The 12,902-nt window shown below is 55.5% G+C and carries 12 protein-coding genes; 7 read left to right on the top strand and 5 right to left on the bottom strand.

Going from position 1 to position 12,902, the window contains the following annotated elements:
• Positions 1-25: 25 nt before the first annotated feature.
• From dapB to GGR27_RS00320, 3 genes are all read right to left on the bottom strand, one after another.
• Complete coding sequence (gene dapB / locus GGR27_RS00330) at positions 26-790, bottom strand: 4-hydroxy-tetrahydrodipicolinate reductase (protein WP_168035408.1); 765 nt, start codon at positions 788-790, stop codon at positions 26-28.
• Between the two features lie 31 nt (positions 791-821).
• Positions 822-2,438, bottom strand: coding sequence for a signal peptidase I (gene lepB / locus GGR27_RS00325; RefSeq protein ID WP_168035407.1), 1,617 nt, complete (start codon positions 2,436-2,438; stop codon positions 822-824).
• A 101-nt stretch (positions 2,439-2,539) separates the two neighbouring features.
• Positions 2,540-2,902, bottom strand: coding sequence for a DUF1573 domain-containing protein (locus GGR27_RS00320; RefSeq protein ID WP_168035406.1), 363 nt, complete (start codon positions 2,900-2,902; stop codon positions 2,540-2,542).
• 111 nt (positions 2,903-3,013) lie between these two features.
• Here GGR27_RS00320 and GGR27_RS00315 point away from each other — a divergent pair, with 111 nt between their 5' ends.
• Entirely contained in the window at positions 3,014-3,406 is a 393-nt protein-coding gene (locus GGR27_RS00315) for a hypothetical protein (protein WP_168035405.1), read from the top strand.
• Positions 3,407-3,532: 126 nt separating this feature from the next.
• Here GGR27_RS00315 and GGR27_RS20345 read toward each other — a convergent pair whose 3' ends face one another.
• Positions 3,533-5,866: a PKD domain-containing protein gene (locus GGR27_RS20345; RefSeq protein ID WP_168035404.1), complete on the bottom strand. Its 2,334-nt coding sequence runs from the start codon at positions 5,864-5,866 to the stop codon at positions 3,533-3,535.
• Between the two features lie 263 nt (positions 5,867-6,129).
• Between GGR27_RS20345 and GGR27_RS00305 the strand changes: the two genes are divergently transcribed.
• The gene (locus GGR27_RS00305; RefSeq protein ID WP_168035403.1) at positions 6,130-6,711 is read left to right on the top strand and encodes an L-threonylcarbamoyladenylate synthase; all 582 of its coding nucleotides are present in this window, start codon (positions 6,130-6,132) and stop codon (positions 6,709-6,711) included.
• 67 nt (positions 6,712-6,778) lie between these two features.
• Here the strand turns inward: GGR27_RS00305 and GGR27_RS00300 are convergent, their stop codons facing one another.
• Positions 6,779-7,585 carry a hypothetical protein gene (locus GGR27_RS00300; RefSeq protein ID WP_168035402.1) on the bottom strand — a complete coding sequence of 269 codons (807 nt, stop codon included), beginning with the start codon at positions 7,583-7,585 and terminating at the stop codon, positions 6,779-6,781.
• Positions 7,586-7,638: 53 nt separating this feature from the next.
• Here GGR27_RS00300 and GGR27_RS00295 point away from each other — a divergent pair, with 53 nt between their 5' ends.
• The 5 genes from GGR27_RS00295 (at position 7,639) to GGR27_RS00275 (ending at position 12,884) form a co-directional block, all read left to right on the top strand.
• A complete protein-coding gene (locus GGR27_RS00295; protein WP_168035401.1) occupies positions 7,639-9,111 on the top strand; it encodes a polysaccharide deacetylase family protein in 1,473 nt (490 codons plus the stop codon).
• A gap of 195 nt (positions 9,112-9,306) precedes the next feature.
• Positions 9,307-9,570 (top strand): co-chaperone GroES, encoded by a 264-nt coding sequence (locus GGR27_RS00290; RefSeq protein WP_168035400.1) that lies wholly within the window; start codon positions 9,307-9,309, stop codon positions 9,568-9,570.
• 59 nt (positions 9,571-9,629) lie between these two features.
• Positions 9,630-11,270 (top strand): chaperonin GroEL, encoded by a 1,641-nt coding sequence (gene groL, locus GGR27_RS00285; protein WP_168035399.1) that lies wholly within the window; start codon positions 9,630-9,632, stop codon positions 11,268-11,270.
• Positions 11,271-11,446: 176 nt separating this feature from the next.
• A complete protein-coding gene (locus GGR27_RS00280) occupies positions 11,447-11,947 on the top strand; it encodes a GbsR/MarR family transcriptional regulator (RefSeq protein ID WP_168035398.1) in 501 nt (166 codons plus the stop codon).
• 226 nt (positions 11,948-12,173) lie between these two features.
• The gene (locus tag GGR27_RS00275) at positions 12,174-12,884 is read left to right on the top strand and encodes a succinate dehydrogenase cytochrome b subunit (RefSeq protein WP_168035397.1); all 711 of its coding nucleotides are present in this window, start codon (positions 12,174-12,176) and stop codon (positions 12,882-12,884) included.
• The last annotated feature ends 18 nt before the right edge of the window (positions 12,885-12,902 follow it).

The following is a 12,902-nucleotide window of genomic DNA, read 5'->3' as shown; positions in this document are numbered from 1 at the left end:
AACGTAGGGGCAAGCTAATGTTCCACTAAAGTTTCAGAAGATCTTCCATGGTGAACACGCCGTGCTTTCCGATGATCCAGCGGGCGGCAACGAGGGCTCCTTTTGCGAAGCCTTCCCGCGAGTGCGCGGTGTGCGTCAGTTCGATCGTATCTACGTCACTGGTCAGGGTGAGTACGTGCGTGCCGGGTACGTCCGCTGAGCGAACCGCAATGATGGGAACGGGAATTTTATTAGCAGCGGGCGCGGTCGCGGGTGCAATGGTTTGTTGGGGGACGGGCGATGTGACCCCGGCCAGCCGCCAACCAGAATAATCAGCCGATTCTTTGGCAAACCGCCCGGCTAGCGTAATGGCCGTACCACTCGGAGACTCTAGTTTTTGTAAATGATGAATCTCTTCAATCTCCGGAGAATACCCACCAAACTCCGCCAGTAGCTTACCCAGTTGTTGGGCGGCGGCAAAAAATACGTTCACCCCGACGCTAAAATTGGAGGCATGGAATACCGCCCCACCCCGCTCCTGCGTCAGCGCCGTAACGACCGAAAGCTGCGCCAGCCAACCGGTAGTGCCGACCACCACCGGCACGCCCGCCGCCAGTGCAAATTTAATGTTATCCACCGCGGCCTCCGGGCGAGAAAATTCGATAGCAACGTCCGCCGTAGCCAGGTCAGCTTTGGTTACGGTCTCACGGTTAGCTGCATCTATCTTGAGGACTATTTCGTCGCCAGCGGCAATGGCCAGGCTTTCGATCACCCGCCCCATCCTACCGTAACCCAGTAACGCGATTTTCATACGTAGCTCTTTAGGTGCTTTTTACGGAAAATTACCGCCCACCAGTCTTAGTAGCGCTCCGGCCGATGCGGTGCCAGTTCACCCCATTTCCGAGGCTTCCCTCCTTGATCGAGAACCAAACGAAGAGCGGCTTGCCCAGTACGTGCGTTTCCGGCACGAAGCCCCACACGCGGCTATCCTCCGAGTTGTGGCGGTTGTCACCCATCATCCAGTAGTAATCTAGTTTAAAGGTGTATTCCGTGATTTCTTGATCGTCGAGAAAGAATTTGTTACCCCGGCGCACGAAAGATTCGTTGCCTTCGTACACCGCGATCGGGCGCCAGTACAGCGCGTAGGTCCGCGCGTCGAGCTTGATGGTCATCCCCCGTTCGGGAATCCGCACGGCGGCGAAGTTGTCCACCGCCTGGTCGCCGAAGTAAGTAGCGTCGTGGGGGTAATACTGAACGCCACCGGCCTTGATCCGGGGCGTCAGCGTGAGGGGGGCATTACCGCTTTCCAGCGCGGCTTTCTGCTCCAGGCTGAGCAACAAGTACTGTCTGCCGTTGTCCTGGTCAACGGCTAAGTCATCGGGGCTGATGCTCATCTCACGCCATTTTTCGCTGACTTGGTTGACGGGCGGTTCGACGTAGTAGGAATACTGCACGTTGGCGGGGTCTTCCACCTTTTCGCCGTTGATGTACACGTCCCGGTTTCTCACCTCGATCGTTTCGCCCGGCAGACCGATGGCGCGTTTTACGTAGTGGTCCCGCTTATCGACCGGGCGGGTAATGAGGTCGATCTTGCCAGCATCGACCGAGCGCTTGATTTGGTCGTAACGCACGTCGTAGTTCAGGTCGTGGGGGTAGACGGCGCGGCCGGGGATGAGGTAGACGCTGTCGCCGGCGGGGACGTTGAACACTACCGGATCGAAGCGGTCGATTTTCTCGAGGGCGGGCAGGCGGCGGTAGGGCAACTCGGCTCCGTCGATGTAGCTCTCGCCACCGATGACGGGCGTCTGGTTGTGCGCCAGGGGAATCATCAGCAAGGTCTGGGGCAAACGAAGCCCGTAGTGGATTTTGGAGACGAAGAGAAAGTCGCCAACGTTCAGGTTACCCTCCATCGAGGGGGTAGGAATGATGTAGGATTCAATCAGCAGTAAGCGAATGAAAGCCGCGGCAAAAATGGCGAATACGGCTGCCTCCGCCCAGTCCTGGTAGAATGGCTTCTGAAATTGTGGGTAGGCGGCGTGGACTTTATTGATTTCCCGTTCCTGCTTCGTACCGCTGGCGGCTTTCAGCTCAGCGTGGTAACGCCGTTCGACTTCCAGGATCGGGCCGTTGTAAGTAAACGTCGGACCGGCCTGCTTGCCCAGCCAGCCGAAGTAGCCCCAGGAGGCGATCACGGCCAGTACGTGCTCGCCGAAATTGTAACGACCGAATGACCGCGCTAAATCGACCATGAGCCCCGCAAAAATAAAGACGTTGAAAAAAGGAATTAGCAGCAGTAAGCTGTGCCAACCTTTCCGCCCGACAATCTCAGCGACGACCCACATATTGTATCCGGGGATGAGGGCGGATTTAGCCTCGCGGCCGGCTTTCGGAAAGAGAAAATACAGCGCGACGCTCAGGCCGATGTACCCCAGTAAAAGGACGAGGTTTAACCAAGTCATAGATCATTATTTAGGACGACAGCCGCGAAGGTAAGACATTCGCCGCGCCGCATCTCACCCCGCTCCTCCCCAAAACACCCGGCATCTACTACCGGGCCCAACTACTCGACGTACCCCGTTAAGTAAAGCTTGTGCCCGCCCCGGTGGCCGACGAAATACACCTTGACGTACTTCCGAAAATACCCACCGTTCATCGAGTCGTAGGTAACGTTGATGGATCCGACCGCACCCGGGGCCACCGGCACCTCTTCCCAATCCGTGGCCGTGCATCCGCAGCCGACGCGGACGTTGTCAACGACAATCGGCGCGTCGGTAAGATTTTTAAATTGGAAACTATGCCGATAATCCTTCCCCCGGGGAATGTCTCCGACGTCGAAAGTCATCTCGCCGAGCCACTCAACGGCAACATCGGGAGCTGGAAAAGGGGAAAAGGCAACGAGGACACTCAGGACAAATAACAGCATGACGAGCAAACGTCTTGGCCACGTCCATGTTTTGTTAAGAAAAAGCTATACCGCCACCCGCTTATGTGCTTTTGCTCCCGCAAATGCATTTACTACTCTAAACAACCAACTATGAAAAAGCTATTTTTTGTCTTTGCCTTTATGTTCCTCGGCTCCACGGCTGCGTTCAGCCAAGTCGTCGTCGATGGCGTCAATATCAATAACCTGGAGCAAGTGCAGATGGTCCGCATGATTGCCCAGGAGCGGTTCTTATCCAGCCGGGTAACCATCTTTATCGACTACGGACAGTCCTTTTCCGGTGGCGGCAACCGTACCCGCATGGAAGTAATCAACCCCCAGGACGGCGACCGAATGAAGTTCAACTCCGTGATGCATGCGGTCAACTTCCTGATTGCGAACGGCTGGACTTACCAGGAAGCAATGGTGCTACCCTCCGACGGAAATGCCAGCAGCACCGGTGGTAGCACGCAGTACTTGTTCCGGCGTGACGAAATGACGCGCTAATTTGCGGTTGAACTAATTTAGGCCCGACTCCGCCCGCTACGGCTTGGACCATTCAGTTGCCCGCCTCGTCCCCGATGAAGCGGGCAACTTTGTTCACTACGATATAACAGCTTACTGTCGAGTAGGTTAGCGAACGAGCACAACCCCACCCTTCATTCTGATCGATGCTTCATCGTTGTCAATGTATTCCAAATCCCACAAGTAACCGCCACCGGGGCTGAGCGCGCCGTTGAATGTCCCGTCCCACGAGGCCTCCGGGTCGGGGGTTGAGTAGATAAGTTCTCCCCAGCGCGTCCAAACCCGAAATAAATAATCACTAACCTCAACGAAGGAGCCGACTGGGAAAAAGGCATCGTTCAGGCCGTCTCCGTTCGGAGTAAAGGCATTCGGTACGTTCACTACGTTGACGAACCGGAGGCGCAGATTCTGGGTGAGCGTATCCACGCAACCGCTTGGGTGAGCGACCAGTTGGGTAATTGAAATTAGCGACGTGTCGCGTAATTGGTAGTCAAAATCCGGGGCCGGCGTGGTAAATAGTCGGCGGCCGGCGGCGTTCGTAATGGTGTACCGCCTACCGCTCGCGTCGATGCTCGCATCAAAGACTCGGAAATTTGGTGCGAGATTAGTAACTTCCTCCGGTTCCCAGGTAAAGCCCGCGGTAGGCGCGTCCCGCACGTCGATCAGGCGCGGGAAAGTCCGTTCGACGAAGCACCCGGTCGGGCTGGTGATCCCCAGGTAAACGTCATAATTGCCACTATTTTCGTAAACGTGCGTAGGGTTGGCTTCCGTGCTGCTCCCACCATCACCGAAATCCCAATCGAAAACGTAATCATCATTGAGGGGGCGGCTGAGGTTTTCAAACTGCTTGGTGAATGGCTTGCAGCCAAAGCCCCTGTCGGCACCAAGAATGATCGTGGTGGGTGCGGGAAAATAGGGCACGTCAATCGTAGTGGAATCACGGCAGCGATTGTTATCCACGATGGTCAGCGTGACGGGGAATAAACCGGCCGTATCGTAGAAATGCGTGGGATTGATCCGGCGGTCCGTTTCACTGTCGTCCGCGAAATCCCACGCGTAATCGCTAATGGTGTTGTTGCCAGACGTGCTACTAAAATTGGTGAATGCGACCGGGTCAACTTCGCAACTAGCATCGGCGAACTCAAAATCGGCGGCCAGGTCGGGAAATACACCCAGCAAGAAGTCGGCGGTATCGCGGCAATTTTCCGTGCGTGAGTTGGCGTTCAGGATCATCCGGCCCTCATAGACGCCCGGTTCGGCTAAACTGGAAGCAAAATCGCGGTCGGTGCCGGTCACCTCACCGTTCGGGCCCTGCACGGTCCAGCTGTAGGAAGAGATGAAAGCCTGATCGGTGCTTTCGTTAAAAATGGTAGAAACCGGTCCGCACTGACGGACAAAGAATCGCCCCGCAGAGTCAATCTCCTCCGTCAGGAGATCGGCGTTCACCTGATTTTCGCACAGATTAACGATCAGCTGAAATTCCCGCTTCGTCTCGCTGAGCAAGATCGGGACCGGATCGCGTGACCACTCCTCCACGCAGATGGCCACGGCGTAGGTGCCCCGAAAAATGGGTTGCCCGGAAAGGAGCCCCGTCGAATTGTTGAGCTCCAGCACACTACCCACCCCGAGCTGGTTTTCCAGACTGAACCTCGGCCCGATGAAGGTGGCGTTCTGGTAAGGTGGCGGTGATTCAATGAGTGGTGCCACGTCGTCAAAAGTAGTGGCGGTACCCGTTCCGTTCAGCCCGTCGGTACCGCCGCCCAGCACTGGCGAACATAACTTATAAACCAGGCTATCGTTCTCACGGTCGGTTGCGCCCAGGTCGATTTCGAAGGCTTCGTTGACGCAAATTGCGATGGGCGGGTCGATGTTAAAGTTCGGGCTAGCGTTACAGCGCCGTTGCGCCTCCGGGGTGATCTCGATGAAATACGTACTCCCAATTTCCTCCGCATTCACCAAGTTGCGAATTGCGCCGTTACGGCAGCACCGCTGGTAAGTGAGGGTATATGATTCGTCAGCAATCGGTAATTCTAGCGTGAAGTCATAGATCCCGACCTGCTGATCGGCGCGTTCGGTGAGCACTAAGCACGGGTTACCCAGGTTGAGTGGGATTGGGGAAACGGGGCCCAGGGTTATGCTTCTGGTTGCCGGTTGAACAACTTGCAGACCCCGGTAAACGGTGATGTGCCCCGGAACGCTTTGTTCTCCTCCGGGAGCCGTACCGACCAATCCATCAAAATAAGCCCCCTGGCCAATATTGTCGCGGTACATGTTGATTCGAACGTCGTAAACCCGGATGCCCGTATCGGGGTCATCGTTCAACCACCCCCGGCAGGCGTAGGTAAACTCTCCGCCAACGATGTGGCCGGCACGAAGCCCACAGGGAGCTACCAAGAGAAACAGCAGCAACAGATAATTAATTCGGGTTATAGGGTTTGACACGTATTAAAATTTTACGGGGGGTACAATCTGACTGCCAAAATACAGTTTGATTTGCTCAAAGTAGCCCGTCGTCTTGCTTTGGGCGGTATTTGTCGGGGTAACGTCCCGTTAGCTATTCTTAGTCGATAGCTGGGCTACTTTAATGCGCAATCGCGCGACGTCGCGGTCGTTTGTTGCTGTCTATTTTGTTCTTCGTGTCCCTTCCGACCGAGTTGTTTTTATTTCTCTTTCCACTAGTAATGATTCACAGAACACCATCACCCTTGTTACAACACCCCTACCCGTCCTTCGGCACGAAGGCGCTGGCGACGCTGCGTGGCGGCGGGCTCGTCCTTATGCCCACGGCCAACCTGTGGCAGGTGGTCGCGCACTGCGGTCACCAACAAGCGGTGCATCGTCTTCTGGATCTCTGCCCATCGGCGCGCGAGCACCGGCCCGAGCTTATCTTCCCCGACATCGATAGTCTGCGCGCTTGGTGCCCCCGAATTGACCCAACGCTCGATACGCTGTTACTTTATCACCGAAGGCCTTTGACACTCTCAGTACCAGCGGGTTCGCGCGTTCCACTGAGCTTGCTGAATGAGGGTGGAGAAGTGAACGTCAGAATCGCCAGCGACAGCGGTTGCTACCGTTTGTGTGAGGACCTGGAGGGGCCGCTCGTGGCTTGCTTAGCGATGGGCAGCACTCAGGCCGAATTGCCAAGTAGTTTTGGGAAGATTCGCTGCGACGTGCTGCGCGGCGTTGACCACATCGTCGGGCGAAGACAGAAGGATAATTTAGGTGACCAAGCTACCGTAACGGTGCGGATCAACGAACGCAATGAAATCGAATTCTTGCGGACGTAATGGGCGCGGCCGCGGGTGCCAAGTAGGTGGATAAGAGCAGGGGTCAGTTGGCGAAGCGGCGGAAGCTTTACCACCGCTTACCGAAGGACAGCTTGACGTAGAGGCTCAAGTAAAGCGGACTGTTGGTAACCCCGGGCGTTAAATCGCTCTCGATCATAAGGTCGGTCTCACCGATGAAAAAGTCAGCAAGCAAACCGGCTTCCAGGTACTTGGGGACCTCATCGTAAGCACCGAAGGCAAAGTGGGCCGCCGCGCGGGCGTGGACGCCGGGGCGCAGACCTATCTCGTCGAGCCCGGTTGCCCAGGAGCTACCGCCGAAAATGACGTCCTGATTCAGGAATCGTTCCGTGTTTTCCCCGGTGTGCCGGATGTCGACGGTGCTGAATTGCCCGTCGCTGAGCTTCGCCTCGAGAAAGTAAGGTTTCAGAATTCCGAGAGTTGGGCCAAATTCGTAGGAGTAACCGACCGCTACGCCCCGGTTCCGCGCTTTCTCGCTCAGGTATTTTCTGGTGCCGAAAGCAAAACGTAGCGCGTAAAGCTGATTTTCCTTCCCGTAAGTGTAAGACCGGCTGATTCTCTTCGTATTCGGGTTGAAGTCTTCGGGGTTGATCTTGCGCTCCCGGCTGTGGCGGATGTTTCCTAGCCCGAGGCTCCAGTACTTCATCTTATCAAAACTAACGAGCTTGCCCGACCGCACGCTGAATTCGACGTTCCTGGGGGCCAGCAGGGCGAGGTTGAAAGTAAGCTCTTTGTCGTAGATGACGCCCCGGCCGGCCGCACCGTATATATTTTGGTTACCGGGCAGGCGCTGTTGCGCGGTCGCAACGGAAGACAACAACAGCAGGGTAAACAATGGGGCCAGAATACGTATCATGGGAGTAAGTTAAGCGAACTTGTTTAATAGACACCAGAAATCAAGCATTTGTTGTGCCCCGCGATGCTCGCTGGCGGACACTTGACCACCCTTTTCCGATCGACGTACTGACGATCTTCCGTAAGTATCAGCCAAGACTTAATCAATCCCCCTTCGTGCCGCCAGCGACCATTTTATTTCTTGCCCCCCACCGCCACCCCCGGTTGCGGTACGTGCTCAAAGAGCTCGGCCGGGATCTGGGCTACAAATTTCGGTTGTTCACGGATCAACTAAAATGGGAGTCGGCGGACGGTGATTACCGAATTACTTACGGCGTGGAGGTACCGAGTAGTGGAGCGGTAGAATTACCCGCCCACGACTTTCTCGCGGGTAGTCACCCCAGTGGGGAGGATTTGCGCGTTGTGTCTCCGAACGGTCACCCAGTATTCTTCCACGCCGGCAGTGGCCGCGGCACGGTACGGCACCAGTGCGACCTACTGGCGTGCGTGTTCTTTTGTTTGAGTCGGTACGAAGAATACGGTGCGACTACTTATGATCGCCACGGGCGCTTTTCCGGGGCTAATTCCCACGCCAGCCGGAACGGATACCTCACGCAACCGGTCGTGAGAATGTGGACTGGCCTGATCGGTGCCTTATTAAAGGAGGCGTATCCAAACTTGCCCCCCGCCCGACACCACAATCTTTATTTTCAACCGACTTACGACATTGACCTACTCTGGGCCTACCACCACCGCGGTCTGCGGGGGCTCGCCTCCGGTGTTCGGGATCTACTAAATGGACACGGCACCCGCGTCCGCGCCCGCTTTACGACTAAGCCCGATGAGGACCCCTACCAGAATTTAGCTTACTTAATAGGACTGACGTCGTCAGAAAATTCGGCTACCTGGATGGCTCTTCCGCAGATCTTTTGGCTCCTAGCGGATAATGCGGACCACCGGGATTCCAATGCTTTTCCCATCCCCCGTCGGCAAAAAGAGATTATGGTGGAACTGAAAGGTTTAGCGTACCACGGGATTCACCCGGGCTACCAAAGTTGGCTCGGTCACGAACGCATCCGCACCGAGCTCGACCGCCTACGGGACATCCTGGGTGCCGCACCGACACACAGCCGGCAGCATTTTCTTCGCCTCAGATTGCCAGAAACCTACGACGCGCTTTTGCTAGCCGGAATTGATAACGACCACACGATGGGATACGCGGATGCTGTCGGCTGGCGGTCGGGTACTAATTTGCCCCATAAGTGGTACGACCTGCGGAGAGAAACCGCAACCCGTCTCCTGGTGCACCCTTTCGCAGCGATGGACGTAACGCTCAAAAACTACTTGAAGCTTAGTCCATGGCAAGCAATCACCGCCGTGCTCGGTTTGGCGCGGAGTTGCCAACCGTACGGCGGCCCCTTTCCCCTGCTCTGGCACAATAGTAGTTTCGCTACTGAATTTGGCTGGGCTGGGTGGGCGGAAGCATACGAATCCATCATCCTCGAACTGCGGAACCTGATGTCGGAATTTGACGGTCAGGCCCGGTAGAAACGGCTTGCCACGAGTGTCCGTACGCTGTCGATCAGTTCCGCATCATTTAACAATTGGCAGGCACAGCGGTAATTTTGGCGGACATAATGTCACGATCCTCACTGGCACGACCTTCGCACCACCCGAACCGTACTAACCGGCGCCCGCCGGTTGGTCCACACACACCCATTCACTTAATAAAAACACGTAAGTATGAAGCCGATCAACGACCGAGTAGTCGTCAAAGCCGCACCAGCTGAAGAGAAAACCAGTGGAGGCATTATTATCCCCGACACCGCAAAAGAAAAGCCCCAACGCGGCGAAGTGATCGCAGTGGGCCCCGGTAAAGACGGCATTGCGATGACCGTTTCCGTTGGTGACGCCGTCCTTTACGGCAAGTACGCGGGACAGGAAGTCACCCTCGAGGGCACGGACTACCTGATCATGCGCGAGGATGATATTTTGGTGATCGTCTGAGCATAATTTGCCCGACGCACCCAACCATTCCATTTCAACACAAATAAAATAACAATACTATGGCTAAGGAAATTAGCTTTGACAGAGCCGCACGGGAGAAACTCCACGCGGGCGTAGACGCACTAGCAAACGCCGTAAAGGTCACGCTCGGCCCCAAGGGTCGCAACGTCGTCATTCAGAAATCTTTCGGCGCCCCCCAGATCACCAAGGACGGTGTAACGGTGGCTAAAGAAATCGAACTCGAAGACCCCGTCGCTAACATGGGCGCGCAGATGGTTAAGGAAGTAGCTTCCAAAACCGCCGACATCGCGGGCGACGGTACTACTACCGCAACGGTACTCGCTCAGGCCATGATCCAGGCCGGGCTCAAGAACGTAACCGCCGGTGCTAACCCAATGGACCTCAAAAGAGGTATCGACCGGGCCACCAAGGCAGTAATCGAGAACTTGAAGGAGCAGAGCGAGGTTGTTGGTAACGACTTCAGCAAAATTGAGCAGGTTGCCGCCATCTCCGCCAACAACGATAACGAGATCGGTGCCCTGATCGCAGACGCGATGAAGCGTGTTTCCAAGGACGGTGTCATTACCGTCGAAGAAGCAAAAGGAACCGATACGTACGTCGAGGAGGTCATGGGTATGCAGTTTGACCGTGGCTATCTGAGCCCGTACTTCGTAACCGATGCGGAAAGCATGGTGACCGAGTACGAGAACCCCTACATTCTGATCCACGATAAGAAGATCAGCAACATGCAGGACATCCTGCCAATTCTGGAGCAAGTCATCCAGAGCGGCCGTCCACTGTTGATCATCGCCGAAGATCTCGAGTCGCAGGCACTCGGCGTACTCGTTGTCAACCGCCTCCGCGCGCAGTTGAAAGTTGTCGCCGTCAAAGCTCCCGGCTTTGGTGATCGCCGGAAGGCCATGCTGGAAGACATCGCCGTCCTGACGGGCGGTACCGTCATCAGTGAAGAGAAAGGTTACAAGCTCGACCAGACGACCATGGACCTACTCGGCACCGCCGAGAAGATCACCGTCGACAAGGACAACACCACCATCGTAAACGGTGCGGGTGAAGAGCGGGCGATCAAGGGCCGTATCGGTCAGATCAAGCAGCAGATCGAAACAACTACTTCAGATTACGACCGCGAAAAGCTCCAGGAACGTTTGGCTAAGCTCGCCGGTGGTGTTGCCGTACTTTACGTAGGTGCAGCGACCGAAGTGGAGATGAAGGAGAAGAAGGACCGCGTCGACGATGCGCTCCACGCAACACGTGCCGCCGTTGAGGAAGGCATCGTTGCCGGTGGTGGCGTCGCGCTCGTGCGCGCAATCGCCGCGCTGAAGGACCTCAAGGGTGACAATGAAGACCAGAACATCGGTATTCAGATCATCCGCAAGGCGCTGGAAGCACCGCTTCGTGCGATTGCCGACAACGCTGGCGTAGAAGGTTCGGTTGTATTCCAAGCCGTTCGTAACGGAGAAGGTAGCTACGGTTACAACGCCCGCACGGACGAGTACGGTGATTTGAAACTTCAGGGCGTCATCGACCCCACGAAGGTTACGCGAATCGCACTCGAGAACGCCGCGTCGATTGCCGGCATGGTACTCACGACGGAATGCGTCATCAACGACAAGCCAGAGGCCGAAGGTGCCGCCGGTGGTCACAGCCACGGCATGCCCGGCGGCATGGGAGGCATGATGTAAGTCACCCGTGCGTTAGCCTGGTAGCAGGCACATGATTTGGAAACCCGTTCGGCTTGAGTGCCGGGCGGGTTTTCTGTTTTGCTGTCGTACTTGTTACCGGACAGGACGGGTTGTGGATAACATAAATTCGCCGGACGGGTAAACCCTACTAGGACTATACATCTTAGAGGGAGTGTATGGAGCTAGAAGAAGGAAAAGATCGGTTCATCGAAGCCTGGGGGGCACTGGGTAGTAGCTGGGGCGTAACCCGTACGATGGCGCAAATTCATGCGTTGTTGCTCGTTTCCAGCCAGCCGAAAAGCTCGGACGACGTGATGGAAGAACTCATGATTAGCAGGGGAAACGTAAATACAAACATGCGAAACCTGGTGGATTGGGGCCTGGCGTACAAGAAGTTGATCCCGGGAGAGCGTAAGGAATATTTCGTCGCTGAAAAAGATATGTCTAAGGTCGTCAAGAGCATCGTCATCGCCCGTAAAAAAAGAGAGCTGGAACCCATGCTGCGGCTGCTGGATGAGTTGACGGGCGTCGATGGGCAATCAGCGGAGGCGGATGAGTTCAGAGCGGTCGTAAAGGACCTTAAACTGTACAGCCACAAAGCCGACTCCGCACTGGACGCCCTGGTGAAGATGGACAGCAACTGGTTCTTCTCCACCTTTCTATCGATGATAAAGTAGCGTTTAACGGCCGTACACTACGGCGCGGTCAACGTTTGTAATCCGAAAGACTTCCTACGCGCTAATCCAGTATACTCCGCTCCTCCGCGCTCCTTGCACCCGCGACCACGCCCTATTCCTTAGATGAAATCTAAATAATCTCCCGCGCTGGCACCAGCGGCAACCAAGTCTTCACGTCTCACCTTTATATAGTAGGTTTGCGCAGTTTAGTAAAATCTAAGTCGATATGAATTCATGGATAGCACGGTTTCTAACGTCCAGCATTGGCAAGAAGGTGGTGATGTCACTGACGGGCTTGTTTCTGATCAGTTTTCTGGCCGTTCACCTGGCGGGTAATTTGCAGTTGATCGGCTCCCTTGATGGTGGCCAGGCGTTTAACGAGTATGCGTATTTTATGACCAATAACCCGCTCATAAAATTCACCAGCTACGGTCTTTACGCCGGTATTCTCCTCCACGCCATTCAGGGCATACTTCTGTGGCGGAAGAACATTGCGGCGCGTGGCACCGTCCGGTACGCCGTTAAAAACGACCGGGTAGCTTCCGCAACGAAGAGCTCCATTTACATGGGCTCGCTCGGCACGGTAATTTTAATCTTCATCATCGTCCACATGGTCCAGTTCTGGGCGCAGATGCACTTCACCAGTAACGTTGGTGACGTCACTTACGCCGGCGCGGAGTACGCCGTGAAGGATTTGTACACGCTCGTGAAGGGCGCTTACACGAACATTTGGTTCGTCATCTTCTACGTGGTTAGCATGATTTTTATCAGCTTCCACCTGCTCCACGGCTTCGAATCCGCTTTTCAGACGCTGGGCCTGAACCACCCGAAGTGGTCGCCGCTGATTAAGACGATCGGCCGCGCCTACGCAGTTTTAGTTCCCCTTGGTTTTGCGATCATCCCGATCCTGATGTACATCGAAAACCAGCAGTCTTAATCATTAACAAACTTTCCG

This window comes from Neolewinella antarctica (assembly GCF_011927835.1).
GTDB lineage: Bacteria > Bacteroidota > Bacteroidia > Chitinophagales > Saprospiraceae > Neolewinella > Neolewinella antarctica.
The sequence above is the reverse complement of the archived record's forward strand: the minus strand, read 5'-3'. Positions and strand labels throughout refer to the sequence as shown.